At 34.8% G+C, this 21437-nt stretch carries 21 protein-coding genes and 1 pseudogene; 17 read left to right on the top strand and 5 right to left on the bottom strand.

Features of this window, described 5'->3' with window-relative positions; all coding sequences use genetic code 11:
* Positions 1–150 precede the first annotated feature (150 nt).
* The 3 genes from MHH69_RS16570 (at position 151) to MHH69_RS16560 (ending at position 1947) form a co-directional block, all read left to right on the top strand.
* Complete coding sequence (locus MHH69_RS16570; RefSeq protein WP_122973738.1) at positions 151–345, top strand: hypothetical protein; 195 nt, start codon at positions 151–153, stop codon at positions 343–345.
* Between the two features lie 116 nt (positions 346–461).
* The gene (locus MHH69_RS16565) at positions 462–1319 is read left to right on the top strand and encodes a DNA cytosine methyltransferase (RefSeq protein ID WP_122973739.1); all 858 of its coding nucleotides are present in this window, start codon (positions 462–464) and stop codon (positions 1317–1319) included.
* 76 nt (positions 1320–1395) lie between these two features.
* Complete coding sequence (locus tag MHH69_RS16560; protein WP_122973740.1) at positions 1396–1947, top strand: hypothetical protein; 552 nt, start codon at positions 1396–1398, stop codon at positions 1945–1947.
* An 84-nt stretch (positions 1948–2031) separates the two neighbouring features.
* Here MHH69_RS16560 and MHH69_RS16555 read toward each other — a convergent pair whose 3' ends face one another.
* Together MHH69_RS16555 and MHH69_RS16550 are read right to left on the bottom strand one after the other, a co-directional pair.
* Positions 2032–2211, bottom strand: a complete 180-nt coding sequence (locus tag MHH69_RS16555) for a hypothetical protein (RefSeq protein WP_122973741.1) — start codon at positions 2209–2211, stop codon at positions 2032–2034.
* Between the two features lie 28 nt (positions 2212–2239).
* A complete protein-coding gene (locus MHH69_RS16550) occupies positions 2240–2959 on the bottom strand; it encodes a hypothetical protein (protein ID WP_122973742.1) in 720 nt (239 codons plus the stop codon).
* A 354-nt stretch (positions 2960–3313) separates the two neighbouring features.
* Here MHH69_RS16550 and MHH69_RS16545 point away from each other — a divergent pair, with 354 nt between their 5' ends.
* The gene (locus tag MHH69_RS16545; RefSeq protein WP_169187918.1) at positions 3314–4882 is read left to right on the top strand and encodes an IS1182 family transposase; all 1569 of its coding nucleotides are present in this window, start codon (positions 3314–3316) and stop codon (positions 4880–4882) included.
* A gap of 487 nt (positions 4883–5369) precedes the next feature.
* Here the strand turns inward: MHH69_RS16545 and MHH69_RS16540 are convergent, their stop codons facing one another.
* Positions 5370–6383 (bottom strand): C40 family peptidase, encoded by a 1014-nt coding sequence (locus tag MHH69_RS16540; protein ID WP_341362784.1) that lies wholly within the window; start codon positions 6381–6383, stop codon positions 5370–5372.
* Positions 6384–7030: 647 nt separating this feature from the next.
* On the opposite strand from MHH69_RS16540, the gene MHH69_RS16535 reads away from it, so the two are divergent.
* The 5 genes from MHH69_RS16535 (at position 7031) to tsaD (ending at position 10157) form a co-directional block, all read left to right on the top strand.
* Positions 7031–7387, top strand: a complete 357-nt coding sequence (locus tag MHH69_RS16535) for a hypothetical protein (RefSeq protein WP_122973494.1) — start codon at positions 7031–7033, stop codon at positions 7385–7387.
* Between the two features lie 160 nt (positions 7388–7547).
* Complete coding sequence (tsaE, locus tag MHH69_RS16530; RefSeq protein WP_122973493.1) at positions 7548–8000, top strand: tRNA (adenosine(37)-N6)-threonylcarbamoyltransferase complex ATPase subunit type 1 TsaE; 453 nt, start codon at positions 7548–7550, stop codon at positions 7998–8000.
* On the top strand, positions 7997–8698 hold the full coding sequence (gene tsaB / locus MHH69_RS16525; RefSeq protein ID WP_122973492.1) for a tRNA (adenosine(37)-N6)-threonylcarbamoyltransferase complex dimerization subunit type 1 TsaB: 702 nt from the start codon (positions 7997–7999) through the stop codon (positions 8696–8698). Before tsaE ends, tsaB begins: the two co-directional genes overlap by 4 nt.
* 3 nt (positions 8699–8701) lie before the next feature.
* Complete coding sequence (gene rimI / locus MHH69_RS16520) at positions 8702–9151, top strand: ribosomal protein S18-alanine N-acetyltransferase (protein WP_122973491.1); 450 nt, start codon at positions 8702–8704, stop codon at positions 9149–9151.
* Positions 9144–10157 carry a tRNA (adenosine(37)-N6)-threonylcarbamoyltransferase complex transferase subunit TsaD gene (tsaD, locus tag MHH69_RS16515; RefSeq protein WP_122973490.1) on the top strand — a complete coding sequence of 338 codons (1014 nt, stop codon included), beginning with the start codon at positions 9144–9146 and terminating at the stop codon, positions 10155–10157. The genes rimI and tsaD overlap by 8 nt, the downstream gene beginning before the upstream one ends.
* Before the next feature lie 472 nt (positions 10158–10629).
* Here the strand turns inward: tsaD and MHH69_RS16510 are convergent, their stop codons facing one another.
* On the bottom strand, positions 10630–12579 hold the full coding sequence (locus MHH69_RS16510) for an ABC-F family ATP-binding cassette domain-containing protein (protein ID WP_341362783.1): 1950 nt from the start codon (positions 12577–12579) through the stop codon (positions 10630–10632).
* Between the two features lie 184 nt (positions 12580–12763).
* Between MHH69_RS16510 and MHH69_RS16505 the strand changes: the two genes are divergently transcribed.
* The 4 genes and pseudogenes from MHH69_RS16505 (at position 12764) to MHH69_RS16490 (ending at position 16012) form a co-directional block, all read left to right on the top strand.
* Entirely contained in the window at positions 12764–13396 is a 633-nt protein-coding gene (locus MHH69_RS16505) for a redox-sensing transcriptional repressor Rex (RefSeq protein ID WP_122973488.1), read from the top strand.
* 79 nt (positions 13397–13475) lie between these two features.
* Positions 13476–13703: a twin-arginine translocase TatA/TatE family subunit gene (locus MHH69_RS16500; protein ID WP_122973487.1), complete on the top strand. Its 228-nt coding sequence runs from the start codon at positions 13476–13478 to the stop codon at positions 13701–13703.
* A gap of 19 nt (positions 13704–13722) precedes the next feature.
* Entirely contained in the window at positions 13723–14550 is an 828-nt protein-coding gene (gene tatC / locus MHH69_RS16495; protein ID WP_341362782.1) for a twin-arginine translocase subunit TatC, read from the top strand.
* A 128-nt stretch (positions 14551–14678) separates the two neighbouring features.
* A pseudogene (locus MHH69_RS16490) lies at positions 14679–16012 on the top strand (IS3 family transposase).
* A gap of 60 nt (positions 16013–16072) precedes the next feature.
* Here MHH69_RS16490 and MHH69_RS16485 read toward each other — a convergent pair.
* On the bottom strand, positions 16073–16810 hold the full coding sequence (locus tag MHH69_RS16485; protein ID WP_122973484.1) for a CPBP family intramembrane glutamic endopeptidase: 738 nt from the start codon (positions 16808–16810) through the stop codon (positions 16073–16075).
* Positions 16811–17065: 255 nt separating this feature from the next.
* On the opposite strand from MHH69_RS16485, the gene groES reads away from it, so the two are divergent.
* The 4 genes from groES (at position 17066) to MHH69_RS16465 (ending at position 21394) form a co-directional block, all read left to right on the top strand.
* Entirely contained in the window at positions 17066–17350 is a 285-nt protein-coding gene (gene groES, locus MHH69_RS16480) for a co-chaperone GroES (RefSeq protein WP_341362781.1), read from the top strand.
* A 115-nt stretch (positions 17351–17465) separates the two neighbouring features.
* The gene (groL, locus tag MHH69_RS16475; protein ID WP_122973482.1) at positions 17466–19094 is read left to right on the top strand and encodes a chaperonin GroEL; all 1629 of its coding nucleotides are present in this window, start codon (positions 17466–17468) and stop codon (positions 19092–19094) included.
* Between the two features lie 292 nt (positions 19095–19386).
* Positions 19387–20598: an ISL3 family transposase gene (locus tag MHH69_RS16470; RefSeq protein WP_341362952.1), complete on the top strand. Its 1212-nt coding sequence runs from the start codon at positions 19387–19389 to the stop codon at positions 20596–20598.
* A gap of 157 nt (positions 20599–20755) precedes the next feature.
* Positions 20756–21394 (top strand): hypothetical protein, encoded by a 639-nt coding sequence (locus MHH69_RS16465; protein WP_122973481.1) that lies wholly within the window; start codon positions 20756–20758, stop codon positions 21392–21394.
* Positions 21395–21437: the final 43 nt, after the last annotated feature.

Below are 21437 nucleotides of genomic sequence, written 5' to 3'. Positions count from 1 at the left end.
TCCGTATTCTTCACAAGAAGAAATCATTTTAAAAATGGAGGAAGAGATTAGTAATCTAACGAAAAATTAATTCTTGTTCCAACACAAACGAATGTGAAAGATTTTGTTGTTTGTAGTTATTAAAATGTATGTACTGAAAAGGGAAAATACATGGCTAAAACTAGCATAAAAACAGGTTGGTGCGTGGAAGGGTTATCAATTACGTCCGCAGACTCATGGTGCTGTTCGGTATGTGATGAGCGAATATCAACGGACGATCAAACAACTAAAGGTGGTTGGTTTGATTATGATAATAGCGGGAAATTAGGATTCATCCATGTTGACTGCTATCAAAGAGAATGTTGAATAAGAATTTACTAAGGCGATGTTCTGCTGTGTTTAGGTACAGCTAGAAGATTTGCCTTTAATTTATGGGAACACCTCAATCAAAATGTTTAAGATAAATATGGGCGGTGGATAAGATGATTACTGCGAAAAGCTACTTTAGCGGGGCGGGTGGCATAGATCTAGCGATGACTATGGCTGGTATTGAGATTGTAGAATCTTTTGAAATTGACCGAAAAGCTTGTGCAACGCTAAGAAAAAACTTTACTCATAAAGTTAGTGAAGTTGATATAACTAAAATAACTGTATTAGATCAACAAGATGCTGATATTTATATTGGTACATTTCCATGTACTAAATATAGTAATATCGCTGATATTCATGGTACACGAACTGGTGATGATTTATTTCTTCACTTTTTTAGACATATTGCTTTAGCTCAACCTGAAGCATATGTAATAGAAAATGTTCCTGGTATGAAAAAATTTCAAGTTGTTATGGAATGTATGACAAGACTTCCTAACTACTATGTACGGGTTGAATGTCCAGTAAATGCTAATATGTGGCTACCTCAAGAGAGAAAAAGATTAATAGTAATTGGAACAAAAAAACCTTTTGATAACTTAGAATACCCTGAGTGTAATCCGATAAAAATGCGTGACATTATTGATGTGGGTACTGAAGTATACACTCCTAATTATGTTAAAAAACGTTTAGAAGGTAATTATCGGGATAAGCCAATTATAACAGATTTGGATGGGATAGCTCCTACATGTGTAGCACACTATGCCAAAGATCGTTCTACTCGATTAATTAATGATGGAAAATCAATTAGACCTTATTCACGTATTGAATATGCTAGGCTTCAAGGTTTTCCAGATTGGTTTGAATTTGAAGGGACAGACAATGATGCATATAGACAAATAGGAAATGCCGTACCTGTTCATATGGGTTATTGGATAGGAAAACAGTTAAAAAAATATTTTATGAGGTAGTTGAATTCAGAGTCGCTGCTTTTAATTACTTGATTAATGTTTGGAAACTATTAATATATCAAAAAGGAGAAATACTATGAATAAAAAGGAAATGAAACAAATACAAATTGTTGATGTGATTGCTAATAAGTTAAGTGGTGGGTCAGATATTACCGGTGAATGCATAAGTAATGTTGATGTAGATTTTATAATTGACACACCTCAAGAAATAGTCATTTTCGATAAGATTTATAGAATTGATCGAATAAAATTATTATCAAGTTACGACGAACTAGTATTTCGATTAGCATCCAAAACAATAATATTTGAAGAGCTAGAAGTAAGTAAGATATTTGTTCATAAAATTTATAATTTATTAAACGACTTACAGAGTAAAGGTAACTTATTGAGTGGTTGGGATTTTAGAGATGAAGTGTTAGAAATATTAAGTGATAATAATAGATTGTCTTCAATTAATTATCGTGAAGAAAGTGGAGAAGTGTTTGGAACATTATTTGTTTGGGGAACAGATGAAAATGGATTCTGGAATCAACGTTATAAATGTTTTCAATCAGAAATTGAAAACTACTTATCAAAAATAAGTAATTATGAAGACTATGATTTTGAATTTAAGTATATATTATATTAATAAATTAAATCACATATCCAATTGGATATGTGATTTTTTAATTGAGGTGGACTCCCTTAAACCGGATCCACCTTTCTTTTTATTTTAGGAATTAGTTGCTGCAATAACCCAGATTGAAATGTTAACAGAAATGATAATTAGAAGAAGTGTGTAAATTAGATACTTATCTTCTTTTTTCTTCTCTGTATTAAAGAATAAAGTTTTGATTAGAATCAACACAAATGCAATACCGCCAAGTATTTTTGCTATTAAGAAAACAGACACCTTTTTTCTCTCCTTTAATTTCTAATTATTAACATTGTGAACCTGTCCAGATTGGTTTATCAAAAGACCATCTTATTAAAATTCCACATCCGTTTGCATTAGCAACTGTCAACGCACCCGCGCCTATACCAATTAAGCCAGCAGCAATGCCGACAGCAAGCCCCACTGGAGGTGCTATAAACGCAGTTATTGCAGCAGCAATTGTAGTAATCCCTGCTCCAATTGTCAGATAACCTATAAGTTTATTAGCATTACAACTATCGAAGTACGTATCATAACCATACCAACGATCTACATACTTATTTGATCCGTCACAAGCAGCGATACTAAAGATACCTTCTGATGCTTTATTAATCTTTTCTATATCACTTTTTGTTGCGTTTATGAGTTCCTTTGAAACTCCCTTTTCCTCCGCTTCTATTTCATCGAATTGAATTTGATTTCCAACGAAAGTTAATAAGGGTGTAATTTCCAGAGCATCTTTGGTAATTTTATTATAGTCTTTAATTTTTTCTTTTGCTTCTTTTATTTTATCGGTTGAAATACCATTTTCAATTGCTTTCTGCTGATCTAAAAAAAGAAATTCTCCATCCACTCCAACAGCTCCGACGAATTTTTCATCTAATTGGACAGCTTTTACCAATGCTGTTGAGTATTCATAATTAACCTTCTTGCTTTCTGCAAAAACACTTCCAACCATACTAAATAATAAGACTACTGTTAAAATAGAGGTAAATAATTTTTTCATTGATATCTTCCTTTCTTTAGCGAATTTAATTAAAGAATGAGGTGTCTTACTTAGCGGTATATTAAGTAGGGTCTAGGAGGTTACGAGGCTTCGTAAATGGAATATATTCCCTTTACAAAATCAACCATATCAAAAATTGGAAATTGGTTCAATGCTATATAAAAATACACTCTTTTTTATCTACAAATTCGACATAAAAGAGGCTGGGACAAAACCCACCTCTGAAATGAAAAGCCGGTGAAATTTTACGATAAGTAAAATTTCACCGGCTTTGATTATTTTAAATAAAAAATAAGGACCACTTCTGATAAAATTAAGTCACCACAACAAAATTATACAGAAAGAAGGATCCTTATGTTTAAAGATTATAACATGAATCAACTCGTTTTGCCTTTAGATTTAGAAGTAAAATTACAAAATAATGATATTGCTTTCCATATCCATCATCTAGTTGAAAGTATCCCTCATGAAGCGTTCGAACCATTTCTACGAAATGAGGGGTGTCCTGCCTATCATCCACGTATGATGCTTAAAATTATCTTATGTGCCTATACACAATCTATCTTCTCAGGACGGAAAATTGAAGCCCTATTAAAAGACAGTATCCGAATGATGTGGCTAGCCCAAGGATATGAACCAAGCTACCGTACAATCAACCGATTCCGTATTCAACCAGAAGTGAAAGATTTAATTCGTCAATGTTTCGTTCAATTCCGTTGCCAATTGATTGAAGAAAAGCTTATTGATCAAGAAGCGATTTTTATCGATGGTACAAAAATTGAAGCAAATGCGAATAAATTTACGTTTGTTTGGAAGAAAACCATTGAAAAATATCACCAAAATTTAATTGAAAAGTCAAACCAGCTATACAATGAGCTACTAGAGAGTGAAATCATACCTGAAATTCAACGTGAAAGCGATAAACAGTTATCATTGGAAGAACTCGCTCAATTAGTTCAAAAAGTGGACGATGTCGTAACTGAATATGATAAACAAATTGAAACATCATCAGATGTTCTAGAACGAAAAGCCTTAAGAAATAAACGTAAATACCCGAAACAATTACGCAAGCAGTTGATTGATTTTGTCCTACGTAAACAAAAATACGAAAGAGACTTTGAAATCTTTGGTACACGCAATAGCTATTCTAAGACAGATTCAGATGCGACGTTTATGCGAATGAAAGATGATTATATGCAAAACGGACAATTAAAAGCTGGATATAATGTACAAATCGCAACGGAAGGTCAATATACGCTTGCTTATAGTATATATACAAATCCAACAGATACACGTACGTTAATTCCATTTCTAGATGAGATTGAGCAGCATTATTTTGAGTTACCAAAACACATTGTTGCAGATGCAGGTTACGGTAGTGAACAAAACTTTCATGATATCCTTTCGAATAGAAAACGAGAAGCACTTATTACGTATAGTATGTATTTGAAAGAACAAAAGAAAAAGTATAAACAAAACATATTTAATCCCGATAACTGGACGTATGATGAAGAAACCGATACATATACATGTCCTAATCAAAAACGTCTTGAATTTCAATATTATTCTGTCCGTAATGACCACACAGGCTTCCAACGGAAGCTCAAAATTTACGAGTGTGAAGACTGTTCGGGATGCCCATTCCGTTCATCGTGTACCAAAGCTAAAGAAGGCAACAATCGAAAATTAATGGTAAATGAAAAATGGGAACAGCAAAAAGAATATGTAAGAGCAAAGCTTTCAGAAGAGAAAACAAGTGCCATTTATCGAAGACGCAAAATCGATGTGGAACCAGTTTTTGGATTCTTGAAGGCTAATTTGCGTTTCACTCGATTTTCTGTACGAGGAAAATCGAAGGTAGAAAACGAAATGGGCCTCGCATTAATGGCTGTGAATTTAAGAAAATTCACGGCCATTAACTAAAGAAAAAAAGAATTTACATACAAAAATAGAGAAAGGTGAATTTGAGTTTCCTCAAATTCACCTTTCTCACTATTTGAAGCTAGTTATGTCCCAGCCTCTTTTTTTATATCCAAAAAGCCCCCAACAAACAAAAGCCGAAGGCTTTAATCGGCGCGTTTAAGAATGATCAAAAATGCAGAAGGAAAAACTCGAGAAGCGGGAGGACCGAGGAAAACAAGGAATCAAGGAGGCCCGAAGCGCAGTGTACTTGGTACATGAGCATCGGACTGACGCAGATGACGCAGTTTTCCGACGTGTCATCGCGCTTCACAGAAAGCGTCGATGGTAGTTGAGGGGTGCCCCTGTGAGAGTAGGACGTTGCTAGGCAAATAGAGACCACTGAGATTCAGTGGTCTTTTTTAATACCCAAAAAAGCTCCCAACATACAAAAGCAGGAGAGTCGTATTAAAAAAGAAGCCGATTTAAAATCGACTTCTTTATAGATATATTAAAGAACTCTAGTAGCTTTAACGATACGTTCTTTCCAGTAGCCGGAAGTTATATTTCCATAGGATACACCGCTTGATGTCGCAGCACTAATCATTTGGCCGTTACCAACATAAATTCCAACGTGGTTAATTGCACCATTAAAATCTGTATCAAAGAAAACTAAATCCCCAGGTTGTACAGAAGAAATAGCTACACTTTTTCCAACTGTTGCTTGAGCACTAGATGTTCTTGGTAAAGTAATGTTTCCTGCATCTTTGAAAACTCGATAAGTGAATGAAGAACAGTCAAAAGCATCCGTTCGATTCACACTAGCTCCATATAAATAGGAAGCCCCAAGGAATTTTTTAGCATAAGTCACGATTTCATTACCACTGACAGAAGCTGTGATATCCTCTTTAACCGTATTGGAAGTAGATGAAGATGAACTTGCTAAATTAATTTTTTGACCAACATAAATATAAGATGGATTACTGATTTGTGGATTATAACTTAATAGTTTACTAAGACTAATTCCTTGATTTGCAGCAATTTTAGAAAGGGAATCCCCTTGCTTCACTATATAAGTAGAATTAGTGCTTGTTGTAGTACTAGAATTAATAGTAGAAGCTACTCCTTTACTTTCATTAACTACAAGTTTCTGTCCAATGGAAATGAATGATGCATTTTTAATAGACGGGTTCCATTTTAGTAAATCGTTAACAGTCACCTCATAAGCTGCAGCAATTTTAGAAAGAGAATCTCCCTTTTGTACAATGTAAGTTGTTGAACTAGTTGTTGTGTTTGATTTTGAGTTTGAAGTTTCATCAGATAATTTAAGAATTTGACCAGGGAAAATTAGACTAGAACTTAAATTGTTTAATGATTTAAGTTCGTTTACGGTAATAGAATTTTCTAGAGCGATTTCAGATAAAGTATCTCCACTCTTTACAGTATGGGTTGTAGCTGCAAAAACAGAATTCCCTCCAATAAGTGATCCAATTAGTACGGTAGATAAAACTAATGATTTTTTCATAAAAAATTCCTCCTATTTTTTGAGGAAGAGTTTTGCCTAAGATAGATGGAGTACTTGTTCCACTTAAGGATCTAAACGATTAAAGCTGAATAATTGAACTACCATGATCGTAATCTTCCAAATCATTAAAAAAAGTTATGAAACATGTTACATAAGTTGATTTTGGATATTTAATTCTATTTAGTAACTAGTTTTTTTGTTTCATAGTGAATGGCAAACTTTCTATTCCGATTATGTATAAGGTGAGTTACATTTCCTTATATACGTTTCAATTAGCTCTTAAAAGTTATATGGCCTCGATTTTCTATTTGACTGAAGAAAGCCCCGCTTCTAAGGACGTATTGAGAGTATTTGTCTCTTTGGTGGAATTACGTACCCTATTTACCTTAAACATACAGACTTCCTCAAGACTATAGACTGTTCTTCTTATCAAATGGTTCCCATTCAAAGTTGATTTTGGCAAGAAGTGAAGATTTTACTGTTCGTTTAATAAGCATTTTTCTTTCAATAAACATTTCAATATTAGGTTTAAAAGACTGTTCATAAAATTTTTTGTCTATAACAAATTATTCAACTTTAAAGTAAAGTCACATGTTGGCAGGGTCACATAAATATAGTAGTAGTGATGTCATTTTCGAGGTGATTTTATGAATAAAAAACGTTATAGAAGAAATTTATTAGCCCTTTTATTTATCCTAATTACGGCGATTGCTGTATTATTTGCTAAATGGTATTTTGAAGTAAATCAATATCATGATATAGAAGATGAAAATTCTTATAGTTGGCAAAGGTATATGAATGAAGATGAGTTTACACAATTAGAAGATGGAATGTCTTATTCGGATGTTGTAAGAGTAGCAAAGGGTAGAGGTGAAAAAATATCCGAAGACGTGTATATTTGGGATGATGAACTATTACTAACTCAATCTTATGAAATTCACTTTCAGGATGGAAAGTTAGAGCAGAAAAAAATTATTCAAAAACGTGGTTATTCATCTCGATAAAAAGAAATAAAGCACATCTTAAATAGAACCGTTTTCTCAATAATAAATAGATTGGATAGAAAGATGTGCTTTATTTTGTAATTAGAAGGTATACACTTTGAACATTTAACGCTGTTTAGGTAAACTTATGGTAATGTGATTGTGAGAGGATACGTTAAAAATGATTGTAGAAAAAGAAGTTATCTCCTTAGAGGAAACTCAAAAATTAGCTCATCAACTAGCAGAATTATTGGAACCACAAGATACGATAACCCTTGAAGGGGATTTAGGTGCTGGTAAAACAACTTTTACGCAAGCCCTTGCAAAAGGATTAGGAATTTCAAGGACGGTAAATAGCCCGACTTTTACAATAATGAAGCAGTATGAAGGAAGGCTTCCCTTTAACCATCTAGATGTTTATCGTCTTGCGGATAGTAACGAAGATCTTGGATGGGATGAAATTTTCTATGGTGATGCGGTAACAGTAGTAGAGTGGGCCCATTTAATAGAAGAGTATTTACCTGATGAAAGACTTGCTATTGAAATTTATCGCATCGATGACAATAAACGAAAATTTGTACTAAAACCAATCGGAAAGCGTTACGAACGGTTATGTAAGGAGTTATTTAAATGATTTGGTTAGGAATAGAAACATCAAATTCACCGCTTTCTATAGCAATAGTAAAAGATGGACAAGTATTAGTTGAAATCGTCGAAAATGTAAAGTTAACCCATTCGGTGACGGCTATGCCAGCGATACAGGAACTATTCAGTAAAGCGAAACTAAAACCCGCTGATATCGATGCAATTGCAGTTTCAGAAGGACCGGGTTCCTATACAGGCATTCGTATCGGCGTAACAATTGCCAAAACCCTTGCTTGGACGTTAAAAAAGCCATTAGTAGGGGTATCAAGTTTAAAAACGTTAGCAGCAAACGGTGAATTGTTTAATGGTATCATTTGTTCATTATTTGATGCGAGAAGACAAAATGTCTATGCAGGTGTTTATCAGGGATGGGAATTGGAAACGGTAATGGAAGAACGTCACGTATCAATTGATGATTTATTAAGCCAATTACATTCATTAAACAAACTTGTATTATTCATTGGAGCAGACGTAGAGATTTTTAAAGATAAAATGATAGAAAAATTAGGTGAGCATGCAATATTTGCACCATCGACCATCGCATTACCCCGTGCCTCCAAGTTAATAGCGATAGCTGAAACAAAGCCATTACCAAGTATAGAGGAAGTTCATCATTTTGTTCCTCAGTATCATCGATTGGCGCAAGCTGAAGCGAATTGGATTCAGGATCAAAAAAAGGGGCAATAATAAATGATACTTTATCGGAGAATGACCCCAGAGGATGTAGAAGCGGTACATGGGATTGAGCTTGCTTCCTTTCCTACTCCGTGGACGCTAGATTCATTTCATTATGAAATGAGAGAAAATCAATTTGCTTATTATATTGTCGCGGAAAACGAACATGGCAATATTGTCGGCTTTTGCGGTATGTGGCTTGTTATTGATTCTGCTCAAATTACAAATGTTGCAGTTATTGATGCTGCGAGAGGACAAGGAATTGGAGAAGGATTAATGAGAGAGGCAATGCGAATTGCGAAGGAACACGGTGTAGATGTTATGAGCTTAGAAGTACGGGTTTCAAATAACGTGGCACAAAACCTTTATCGAAAGCTTGGGTTCCAAGATGGTGGAATACGAAAAGGTTATTATACAGATAATCAAGAGGATGCTCTTGTAATGTGGGTGAATTTAAATGAGTGATCGAATTATTTTAGCAATAGAGACGAGTTGCGATGAAACGGCTGCTGCCATTATTCGAAATGGTCATGAAATTATTTCAAACGTAGTTAGTTCTCAAATAGAAAGTCAGAAACGTTTTGGCGGTGTTGTTCCAGAAATCGCTTCTCGTCATCATGTAGAACAAATAACAATTGTAATTGAAGAAACATTGGAAAAAGCGAACATGCGACCATCGGATTTAACGGCTATAGCAGTAACAGAAGGACCAGGATTGGTAGGGGCTTTATTAATCGGAATTAATGCGGCAAAGGCATTTGCTTTCGCTCATAATCTACCGATTATTCCAGTGCATCATATTGCAGGTCATATTTATGCGAATGCATTAGTGCAACCGATGCAGTTCCCTTTACTAGCCCTTGTCGTATCTGGGGGACATACAGAATTAGTATTTATGAAAGAGCATGGAAGTTTTGAAGTGATAGGGGAAACTCGAGATGATGCAGCTGGTGAAGCCTACGATAAAGTAGCGCGGGTATTAAATATGCCTTATCCAGGAGGTCCCCATATTGACCGACTTGCCCATGAAGCAAATGAAGGAGTAGAGTTCCCACGAGCTTGGCTAGACGATACATATGACTTTAGCTTTAGTGGTTTAAAATCGGCCGTTATTAACTATAAGCATAATATGGATCAGCGTGGAGAAGAAATTATCCCTGAACAAGTCGCAAAAGGTTTCCAAGATAGTGTTGTAGAAGTTCTAACTGCAAAAACGGTTCGTGCGGCAAAGGAATTTAACGTTAAACAAGTCATTGCTGCTGGTGGTGTATCAGCCAATAAAGGCTTAAGAACAAGTTTAGAACAAGCCTTTGAAAAAGAACAGATTCCGTTTACAGTACCACCATTAAAATTTTGTACGGACAATGCAGCAATGATTGGAGCTGCTGCAACCTATATGTATGATGCGGGAGTTCGTGGAGATTTATCCATGAATGGTATTCCCGGTAAAGAATTAAAGAGTTGGATATAATAATGAAGTCACAAATGTTGTGGAGTTATCAACATTTGTGACTTTTTAATATTGCCGAAAAATATACGGAATAGAGTTACGGTGTCGTAAACCGCTATTTTTTGTGTAATTTCCTTTCACTTATTGATTTTTTCATTTTTTGTATAATTTTTCTGAAATCTTATCCACAGGCGAACAATATTATGATGAAATTGTCAAGGCGAACATTCGTACTTATGCACAAACTGGGGATAACTTGTGTATAACTTGTGGTAAACCTATATATAGTATGGATTTTTTCACAAAAGAATGTGGATATTTTTTTATAAAACTGTGGATAATGTGGAAAAGTGTGTTGATATGTTGATATTACTAATCCTTTCATGTGAATAAATTTGTGGAAATTTTTTATCGAAATTTGTCTATTGACCAAGATATATGTAAATTATTTATGAATAATAAAAATACCATGTGCATAAGCACATGGTATAGTTTATGAAATAATGTTTTCTAGCTCTTCATTAAGCTCAAGCCACTGTACTTCCAATTCATCGTGTTGTTGTTTTACTGAATCTAACTCCGATTGATATTTCAAAACTTGTTCGTGATCTTTAAAAATTTCCGGGTCACATAGTTTTTCTTCAATAGTGTTAATTTGTTCATCTAAAGTAGCCATCTTCTTTTCAATGTCTTCCACTGTCCGTCGAATTTGACGCTCCCGTTTTTTTGCTTCTTTATCAATTTGGGAAGTAGAGGATTTGGATTGGGAAGGGGATTCAACCCCTTTGGCAGCTGCAACTTGAGCTTTCATTTCAGCTAATTCTTGTAGTTCCTGCTTTTTCTCCAGATAATAATCGTAATCACCTAAATATTCAAAGGAACCGGTTCCAGATAATTCAACGACCTTCGATGCGATTCGGTTAATAAAATAACGATCATGGGAAACGAAAAGTAATGTTCCTGGATAATCGATTAAGGCGTTTTCCAACACTTCTTTACTATCTAAATCTAAATGGTTTGTCGGTTCGTCTAGAACGAGTAAATTAGCCTTTTGCATCATGAGCTTAGCTAGAGCAAGTCGGGCTTTTTCACCTCCGGAAAGGGAATTTACCGTTTTTGTTACATCATCACCACTAAATAAAAATCTTCCTAATATCGTACGGATATCTTTTTCATTCATAAGTGGCCATTCATCCCAAAGCTCCTGAAGAACAGTCTTATTGCTCTTTAATTTTGCTTGTTCCTGGTCATAGTAACCAATTTGAACGTTTGCACCATATCGAATATCTCCGGAAAGAATCGGTAAATCCTTTACGATTGTTTTTAGTAAAGTGGATTTTCCAACTCCATTTGGACCGACAAGGGCGATGCGATCTTCCCGGAAAATTCGCATATGAATATTTTTCGAAATCGTTTTTCCATCATAGCCAATCATTAAATCATCAATGGAAAGTACATCATTTCCGCTTTGGCGTTCAATTGTAAAACCGAAATTAGCAGAACGTTCATCACCATCCGGAGCATCCATCCATTCGGTACGTTCCAGCACTTTTCTTCGGCTTTGGGCCATTTTCGTTGTAGAAGCGCGGGCGATATTTTTTTGAATAAATGCTTCTAATTTTGCCTTTTCATCCTGTTGTCGCTCGTACAATTTCATATCACGTTCATAGTTTTTTGCTTTTTCAGCTAGATAAGCACTATAGTTTCCAACATATTTTGTTACATGGGTTCTTGATACTTCATAAACAATGGAGACAACTTGGTCTAAAAAGTAACGGTCATGGGATACGATTAAAATCGCTCCTTCATACCCCTTTAAGTAATTTTCTAACCAGCTTAAAGTTTCAATATCAAGATGGTTTGTCGGCTCGTCCAAAATTAATAAATCAGGTTTACTTAAAAGAAGCTTTGCTAACGCTAAGCGGGTTCTCTGTCCACCTGATAGGGAGGAGATAGGTTTATCATAATCTTCGGGATAAAATTGCATGCCATGTAAAACAGAACGGGTATCCGCTTCATATTGATAACCACCCGCTTCTTTGAAATCATGCTGAAGTTGGTCGTACTCTGCCATAACGCGGGCATACACTTCCTCATTGCCATAAACAGCTGGGTCAGCCATTCTTTGTTCAAGGGAACGTAAATGTTTTTCTTGGTTACGAAAAGAGTCGAAAATCGTCATCATTTCATCCCAAATGGATAGTTTCGATTCGAGCCCAGTATGTTGCTCCAAATAACCGATTTTCACATCCTTTGGAATAATAATCTCACCGGAATCATAGGACATTTGCCCAGCGATGATTTTGAGTAATGTCGATTTTCCTGCTCCGTTACGCCCGACTAAAGCTACCCGATCTCTATGTTGAATTTCTAATTTAACGCCGCTTAATATTTCATCTGTCACAAAAGATTTATATAATTGATTTACTTGTAAGACGATCATTTTTACACCTCAGTTCTATCTTAAGTGTAATTGATGAAGAATTCCTTCGCAATGTGGATGCTTTACTTATTTGTACATGTTTAGTAATATGAAATCGATTTCGATTTCGTAATCATTATAAGGGATGAAATTTTGACACTCGAGGAAATGAAAAGTTCCCCGAGAAAAGATTGGGGGATAATGGGTGAAGCAAGAAATGAAAATTCCACAAGCAACGACAAAAAGACTTCCTCTTTATTATCGTTTTTTACAAAACTTTGCCAATGAAGGGAAAAGAAGAATCTCATCACAGGAATTAAGTGAAGCAATGAAAATTGATTCAGCTACGATTCGTCGTGATTTTTCTTATTTTGGAGCGCTTGGGAAAAAAGGATACGGATATGATGTTCTCTATTTACTAGAGTTCTTTAGACAGACCCTTGATCAAGATGAAGGGGCGAACGTTGCCTTAATAGGTGTGGGGAACCTAGGAAATGCCTTTTTAAAATACAATTTTCAAAAAAACCACAATACAAGAATTGTCGTTGCGTTTGATACAAAAGCACCTTATGAGGGAACAGAAGTAAATGGGATTCCCCTTTACCATCCAGATCGTTTAGAAGAAATGTACCATGAATATAACGCAGAATTAGCTATTTTAACGGTATCTTCCCGCTCAGCACAAATGATGGCTGATCGATTAGCTGCTATTGATGCAAAAGGGATTTTAAACTTTACACCTGTCCGTTTAAATGTACCGGATAGTATGAAGTTAATGAATATCGATTTGTCAGTCGAACTAGAGGCATTAATTTACTTAATCCGCAATAGTGACTGACACAAAGTGTTTACATTATGTATTAGCAAATTGCGACAAGATGCGTTAAAATGTACATATATTAGAGGAGGTGGCTACAGTGGTTGTGCATTTAAATGCAATTTCACCATTTGCCGTTGTTATTATTTGTATTGTAGCCCTATTAATTTTTGGACCGAAAAAATTACCTGAATTAGGTAGAGCGGTAGGGACAACCCTTCGCGAGTTCAAAAAGGGAGCAAAAGGGTTAGTAGAAGATGACGAAGATATGAATAAAAAGAACGTTAATGTCATCGAGCAACAAAATGTAGATAAAGAAAACAAGTAAGTTAAGGATGTCTTTTAATATGAATCCAAAAGAACTCACTGTTATTGAACATATAGAGGAATTGAGGAAGCGACTTTTTATTTGCGCAGTTTTCTTTGTTCTAGCTTTAATTGTCAGCTTTTATTTTGCAAAGCCCATCATTCGTTTTATACAGATTAGTGAAGAAGCACAGGAATTAACTTTAAATGCTTTTAAAGTAGGGGATCCCCTTACAGTTTATTTAGAAGTAACGTTTATTGTAGCAATTATCATTACATCGCCAGTTATTCTTTATCAACTTTGGGCTTTTATTACACCAGGGTTGCATGAGATGGAACGAAAAGCGACATTAAAATATATTCCCTATGCATTTTTACTGTTCATCGGAGGACTAGCTTTTGGGTATTTTATTTTATTCCCAAATGTTTTGCACTTTATGATGACTTTATCGAATGACCTTGAAATTCAACAAACGATAGGTATTAACGAATATTTCTCCTTTTTATTTAAACTGGTTGTACCTTTTGGTTTAATATTCGAACTACCAGTTGTCATGTTATTTTTAGCAAGATTAGGGATATTAAATCCACAACTTATGGTTAAATTCCGTAAGTATTCGTATTTTGTTTTATTTGTCATTGCGGTATTAGTAGCCCCGCCAGATATAATTTCTTATATAATGATTTCTATTCCGCTTTTCGTTTTATATGAAGTGAGTATTGTCATTGCCCGAATTGGCTATAAGAAATATCAAGTAGCTGAGGAAAAACGGATACAGGAAGAAAAAGAGGCTGCTCAAAAAATGCAAGTAGAACAATTGTTAGCAGAACAACGACGTCAAATTGAAGAAATGTCAAATCATCAATAATAAAAGCCTATTTTCGAAAGACAAGAACTTTAAAATGTACCCTATAAGATAGACACTTAAAAAAAAGTCTCTCTTATGGGGTATTTTTTTATTTATAATGAAAAAAACAATTAGATGGAGCAGAACTTATGTCGAAGAAATTATTTACTACTTATGAACAAAAATTACTTAAGAAAAATCCTTATGTAAAGTCAGTGAGTGAAAAAGGAATTACATATACAGATGAATTTAAAGCACTAGCCATTAAAGAATATGAAGCTGGAAAAGGTCCAAAGAGAATCTTTGAAGATGCAGGGTTTGATATGGAGGCGGTTGGAATGGAGCGTGTACACTCATCGTTAAAAAGATGGAAAATAGCTTATCAAACGAACGGTGCATCTGGGCTCGAAGATTCTCGTAAATATCATTCGGGACGTCCACTGGAACGTGAATTAAGTTTAGAAGAGAAATACGCTAGATTGGAAGCCCAGAACGCTCTTCTAAAAGCAGAAAATGAACTGCTAAAAAAGATCGATTTAGCAGAAAGGATGTTGAGAAAGAAGAAGTAAAACTCACGGCTGAACAAAAATTTCAGCTGATTTACACAGTCATTAAAAAATATAAATTAAAGCGAATGGTACAACATCTGTGCGTACTAGCTGGGGTTTCACGTTCAGGATATTATCGTTATTTTTCAGAAGAAGCAGCGAACAGAAGACAAGCACGTCATCAAGAGGATGAAAAGGTAAAAGAAGTTATATTAAAAGCATTTCACTTCCGTGGTCGTTCTAAAGGTGCTCGCCAAATTAAAATGACGTTAGAAGACCAATTTAAAATTACATATAACTTAAAGCGAATCCGACGAATTATGAAGAAGTTTCAAATCATTTGTCCTATTCGAAAGGCGAATCCTTATCGACGAATGGCGAAAGCGACGAAAGAACACAGAACATTACCGAACCTTTTAAACCGCCAATTTAAGCAAGGAATCGCTGGAAAAGTATTACTAACAGACATTACATATTTGAGTTACGGAAAAGGAAAACGCGCCTATCTATCAACGATTAAGGACGCCGAAACGAATGAGATTTTAGCTTATGAAGTATCTAATAAATTAACGCTAGATATTGCCCTTAATACCTTAAAGAAATTGAAAAAGAATCGGGTAAAACTATCTGAAGGTGCATTCATCCATTCCGATCAGGGCTTCCACTATACGAACCCTCAATTCCAAAAGCTTGTGAAGAAAATGGGATTAGGTTAGTCCATGTCTCGTCGTGGAAACTGTTGGGATAATGCGCCACAAGAATCTTTCTTCGGTCATTTAAAAGATGAAACAAATATTAAATCATGCGAATTATTAGAGGATGTAAAACGAGAAATAAAGAGTTATATGATCTATTACAACAATTATCGTGGTCAATGGAATTTAAAAAAGATGACGCCTGCACAATACAGACATCATCTATTTCAAGTTGCCTAGCTTTTTTTAAAATGTCCTTTACAAAGGGTACACATTACTTTTGAAAATAGGCTTTTAATTTTATTTTGGAATTTGATCCATGAATTGTTGAAGTTTATCCGCATTTAATTGAACTAACGTAACAAAGCCGTTTAACATCATATGGGCAATAATTGATGTAAGTAGACGTCTCGTTTTATAGTAAAGGAAGGCGAAAATGAAACCGCTAATGGTATATAAAATAATATGCGTAAAATCTAAATGAATGGCCGCAAAAATAATCGAACTAACGATACCAGCTACCCAGAAATTTTGGGTTTGAATTAATGAACCAAAGACTACTCGACGAAATACTAATTCTTCTAATATTGGGCCAAATAACACCGTCGCAAGTATCATAACTGGCGCAATTTCTGTAACAAGCATAATCGTTTCGGTATTTTCACTGCCGTAATCAATGCCAAGGGCCAATTCAATCGTTGCACCAATCGTTTGACCAAGATAAACAAGGAAAAACCCGATAATTCCCCATCCGATGGAAACAGGAATCGATGCTTTTTCTCCTTTAAATACGTTCCAGAAGTTCTTATTTTTACTTATTAAGAATATACAAACTAAGAATGCAATTGCAGCAGTTACTGTAGACCACCAACCAGCTAAGGCAACGCCAGATTGTTGTTCATTTTCCACAAAAAATTGAAGGAAGAATCCCTTAATAGGTGGAATTAATAATAGAAACCCAGATAATTGAAACAATATGTAGGTTAATAAAACGAAAAAGGCTGTTTTTTGGGTTTGGATTTTTGTAGAAGTACTCAATAGTTTATATCCCTCTTTCTAAATCTCTTGTTTAAAACATATAATATAAAGTTAAACTAACAGGCGGGTTGCTCATTTAAGAAAGTACAACCTCTATATCCTATTGTAGAGGAATATGGAAAGAAAACAAAATTTTTTAACGCTTCATACTTGCAAACTTAAAAATAATTCATTATTATAATAATTGTGTTAGCACTCGTAAGAAGAGAGTGCTAATAAGATATACAAACTAAAATTTGTAGGAGGTTGTTTCACTTGTTAAGACCATTAGGTGATCGTATCATTATCGAACTAGTTGAGGTGGAAGAAAAAACAGCATCAGGACTTGTACTTCCAGATTCAGCAAAGGAAAAACCACAAGAAGGTAAGGTTGTTGCTGTGGGAACTGGTCGTGTACTAGATAACGGCTCACGTGTCGAGCTTGATGTAAGAGAGGGAGATCGTATTATTTTCTCTAAATACTCAGGCACAGAAGTGAAATACGAAGGCAAAGAATATTTAATTCTTCGCGAAAGTGATGTATTAGCAGTTATTGGTTAATTAGTTGAAAGTTAAAGTTAATCTTAAGAAATAAAGAGCGCCTTTTACATAGGTTTCTTCGGCGCTCCATGCTACTTTTGATTTTGAATAGAATAAAAATTTGGAGGTAAGCAAAATGGCAAAAGATATTAAATTCTCTGAAGAAGCTCGCACGTTAATGCTTCAAGGTGTTGATAAATTAGCAAATGCAGTAAAAGTAACATTAGGGCCAAAAGGTCGTAACGTTGTACTTGAAAAAAAATTCGGTTCTCCATTAATTACAAATGATGGTGTAACAATCGCTAAAGAAATCGAATTAGAAAACGCTTATGAAAACATGGGTGCAAAATTAGTTGCTGAAGTTGCTTCTAAAACGAACGAAATCGCTGGTGACGGTACAACAACTGCAACAGTTTTAGCGCAAGCGATGATTCGTGAAGGTCTTAAAAACGTAACAGCTGGCGCAAACCCTGTTGGTATTCGTAAAGGTATGGATAAAGCTGTTGCTGCTGCATTAGAAGAATTACAATCCATTTCACGCCCAGTAGAAAATAAAGAAGCGATCGCGCAAGTTGCTGCTATTTCTGCTGCCGATGAAGAAGTTGGTGAATTCATCGCAGACGCTATGGAACGCGTTGGTACTGACGGTGTTATCACTATCGAAGAATCTAAAGGGTTCACTACTGAATTAGATGTAGTAGAAGGTATGCAATTCGACCGTGGATACGTTTCTCACTATATGGTAACAGATACTGACAAAATGGAAGCAGTATTAGAAAACCCTTATATTTTAATTACGGATAAAAAGATTTCAAACATTCAAGAAATCTTACCTTTACTTGAACAAGTTGTTCAACAAAGCCGTCCATTATTAATCGTTGCTGAAGATGTTGAAGGGGAAGCTCTTACAACATTAATCTTAAATAAATTACGCGGTACATTTAATGTAGTAGCTGTTAAAGCTCCTGGCTTCGGTGACCGTCGTAAAGCGATGTTAGAAGATATTGCTGTATTAACTGGTGGTCAAGTTATCACTTCAGAACTTGGCTTAGAATTAAAAACAGCTGACGTTTCTTCTTTAGGACGTGCTGCAAAAGTTGTTGTATCTAAAGACAACACAACAATTGTTGAAGGTGCGGGTAATAGCGAAGAAATCGAAGTTCGCGTTAACCAAATCCGTGCTCAAATTGCAGAAACAACTTCTGAGTTCGATAGAGAAAAATTACAAGAACGCCTTGCAAAACTTGCAGGTGGTGTAGCAGTAATTAAAGTTGGTGCTGCAACTGAAACGGAATTAAAAGAACGTAAATTACGTATTGAAGACGCATTAAACTCAACTCGTGCTGCTGTTGAAGAAGGTATCGTATCAGGTGGTGGTACTGCACTTCTAAACGTTTACGGCGCAGTTGAAAAAGTACTTGATGAAGTAGAAGGCGATGTAGCAACTGGTGTACGTATCGTATTACGTGCTCTTGAAGAACCAGTACGTCAAATCGCTAACAACGCAGGTCTTGAAGGTTCAATCATCGTTGACCGCCTAAAACGCGAAGAAATCGGTATCGGCTTCAACGCTGCTAACGGCGAATGGGTAAACATGATCGAAGCTGGTGTAGTAGACCCTGCTAAAGTTACTCGTTCTGCATTACAAAACGCTGCATCTGTAGCTGCTCTATTCTTAACAACTGAAGCAGTAGTAGCAGATATTCCAGAACCAGCATCTGCTCCAGCAATGCCTGACATGGGCGGCATGGGCGGAATGATGTAAAAGAGGTTTTTGAGGCATTTTAAGTAGTAATATAACTTTAAAAGTTTTATAAACTTAGTAACGCTATTAATAAAGCAACTACCACTTCTCAGAAATATCTGAGAGGTGGTTTTTTATTTTTTAAAATTTATAAGGACTTTATAAATAGATAGGGAATATTAAAGGCTCTAAAATATTTGTTGGGGTACAGATAAAATTCAGAAAAAATAAACACGCAATCTCCTAATTTTGTTAGACTTTGTTTAGACCAATAAACAAAACAAAAGGGAGATGCGTGTAATTGAATTTTAACATGACTTTACCAGGATTAGAAGAGTTTATCATTACGAAATCATTGGAAAAAGACGGTTACTATGAACTTCATTTGGAGTTGGAGAGGAAAGCTCATCGTTGTCCGTGTTGTGGTCAATTAACCGAACGCGTACATGATTATCGAATTCAGAAGATCAAACATAATAGTATTTTTAGTAGAAGAACATTCCTATTCTATCGAAAACGTCGGTATGTTTGTGAAGTCAAAGATTGTAGGAAACGATTTTACGAAGATAATTCCTTAGTAGAGTGGTATCAAAGACAGTCCATAGAGTACAAACAGGCGTTGGCGATTGAAATCATCCATGGTAAAAATTTTAAGGATGTGGCTGATCGTTTTGACACTTCACCGACAACCGTAATGCGCCATTTTGATAAAATTAGTTCTTCTATGTTAACGGAGACTAAACAGTTACCAGAAGTCATCGCAATAGATGAATATAAAGGGGATGCAGGTGGTGAAAAGTATCAAACGGTCATTGCTGACCCTATTAATAGGAGACCATTAGATATTTTAAAAGATCGTAAAAAAGAAACGCTGGTAGCTTATTTAAGAAAACATGGAGATAACGTAAACGTTGTCGTTATGGATATGAGTCATTCTTTCAAAGCAGCTGTTGATCAAGCATTAGGACGCCCTGTTGTCGTAGCTGACCGATTTCATTTTTGTCGTTATATATACTGGGCTTTAGAAAAAGTGAGAAGGAAGGAACAGAAAGCCTTTGACGATTACCAACGTAAGAAATGTAAAAGAATGCGTCATGTCTTTTATAAGCACTATGAGGATTTAACCGAAAAGCAATTATGGTATTTAAATTACTTTTTAGAAAAGTCACCTGAATTAAAAAAGGCTTATGAATTGAAAGAGGCTTATCGATTATGGTTTGAAATAGCTAAACAATTAGCACCGAATAATTTAAAAGAAGTAAAAGAAAGATTATATAGCTATTATGATTTAGTAAAGTCTTCCGGATTAGTTGAATTTAAAAAGGCAATAGAAACCTTTCAAAATTGGCAGAAGGAGATTATGAATAGCTTTGCCTATAACTTGAATAATGGTTATGTCGAAGGCATTAATAACCAAACGAAGGTTATTAAAAGAAATGCGTTTGGGTTTAAACGATTTGATCGATTCAGATTAAAGGTGTTATTACACCATCAATATAAAAATATAGATGTTCGGGTCGCATAAATTAGGAGTGAGCTAAATGCTCACCCCAACATTTGACTTAGAACCATATTAAAACATAATTGAATGAGTAAAAAAACACAGTAAAATACCGATGTATTAATTACAAATTACCTATTTAGGGTAAGTTGATTAGGAGTTTTAGGAGGAGGAGTAAGATTTGTTGTGGCTAATATATGAGGATTATATTAAACAAGATGTTCGTACTACATACTTTGTGAAATATCTTAAATGGCACGTATGGGTAATTTCTATTTCACTATTGATAATTACTTTGTATTGTCTTTTTAAATTTTATTTATCATTAAATGGTTGGATTCTTTTTGCGTCATGTATATTTGCAGCTATTACAGGTTCTTATTTTGGAAATGAATTGAAAAAGTCTGTATTGGGAAATGTAGGTGATGGTAAGGATATTTTTGATCACAATATTATTTCAATAAGGAATATTTTAAAAAGACATAATATTAGCCATATTGAACAAATTGATTTGTTGATAAATCAAATAAATGAAGAACTTCCAGAACTAAAAATGAGTGAAAAAGTTTTAAAGGCTTTCTATACAATAAGTACTGCATTATTATTACCGATAATAACTCTGATGATTAAATGGTTACTTAATTATAATAATGAAGGAGTGGAAATAGTAATAATACTTGTTTTAATAAGTTTAGCGATATTAGGAATATTTTATATCATTAAGCCTCTTTTGGAAGAAATTTTAGATTCTCCTTATAGAAAAATGAGTAAATTAAAGAGAATACTTGAAGATATTAAGTTGGTAGATTTTCTAAAGTAATATTTTTAGGGGAAATAGTATGGAATTAAAAATTAAAACGAAG

The organism is Ureibacillus sp. FSL E2-3493 (assembly GCF_038077515.1).
GTDB lineage: Bacteria > Bacillota > Bacilli > Bacillales_A > Planococcaceae > Ureibacillus > Ureibacillus halotolerans.
The sequence above is the reverse complement of the archived record's forward strand: the minus strand, read 5'-3'. Positions and strand labels throughout refer to the sequence as shown.

Coding starts and splice junctions, on each gene's coding strand:
- MHH69_RS16570 (WP_122973738.1), top strand. CDS start 151: ATGGCTAAAACTAGCATAAAAACAGGTTGGTGCGTGGAAGGGTTATCA.
- MHH69_RS16565 (WP_122973739.1), top strand. CDS start 462: ATGATTACTGCGAAAAGCTACTTTAGCGGGGCGGGTGGCATAGATCTA.
- MHH69_RS16560 (WP_122973740.1), top strand. CDS start 1,396: ATGAATAAAAAGGAAATGAAACAAATACAAATTGTTGATGTGATTGCT.
- MHH69_RS16550 (WP_122973742.1), bottom strand. CDS start 2,959: ATGAAAAAATTATTTACCTCTATTTTAACAGTAGTCTTATTATTTAGT.
- MHH69_RS16545 (WP_169187918.1), top strand. CDS start 3,314: ATGTTTAAAGATTATAACATGAATCAACTCGTTTTGCCTTTAGATTTA.
- MHH69_RS16540 (WP_341362784.1), bottom strand. CDS start 6,383: ATGAAAAAATCATTAGTTTTATCTACCGTACTAATTGGATCACTTATT.
- MHH69_RS16535 (WP_122973494.1), top strand. CDS start 7,031: ATGAATAAAAAACGTTATAGAAGAAATTTATTAGCCCTTTTATTTATC.
- tsaE (WP_122973493.1), top strand. CDS start 7,548: ATGATTGTAGAAAAAGAAGTTATCTCCTTAGAGGAAACTCAAAAATTA.
- tsaB (WP_122973492.1), top strand. CDS start 7,997: ATGATTTGGTTAGGAATAGAAACATCAAATTCACCGCTTTCTATAGCA.
- rimI (WP_122973491.1), top strand. CDS start 8,702: ATGATACTTTATCGGAGAATGACCCCAGAGGATGTAGAAGCGGTACAT.
- tsaD (WP_122973490.1), top strand. CDS start 9,144: ATGAGTGATCGAATTATTTTAGCAATAGAGACGAGTTGCGATGAAACG.
- MHH69_RS16510 (WP_341362783.1), bottom strand. CDS start 12,579: ATGATCGTCTTACAAGTAAATCAATTATATAAATCTTTTGTGACAGAT.
- tatC (WP_341362782.1), top strand. CDS start 13,723: ATGAATCCAAAAGAACTCACTGTTATTGAACATATAGAGGAATTGAGG.
- groL (WP_122973482.1), top strand. CDS start 17,466: ATGGCAAAAGATATTAAATTCTCTGAAGAAGCTCGCACGTTAATGCTT.
- MHH69_RS16470 (WP_341362952.1), top strand. CDS start 19,387: ATGACTTTACCAGGATTAGAAGAGTTTATCATTACGAAATCATTGGAA.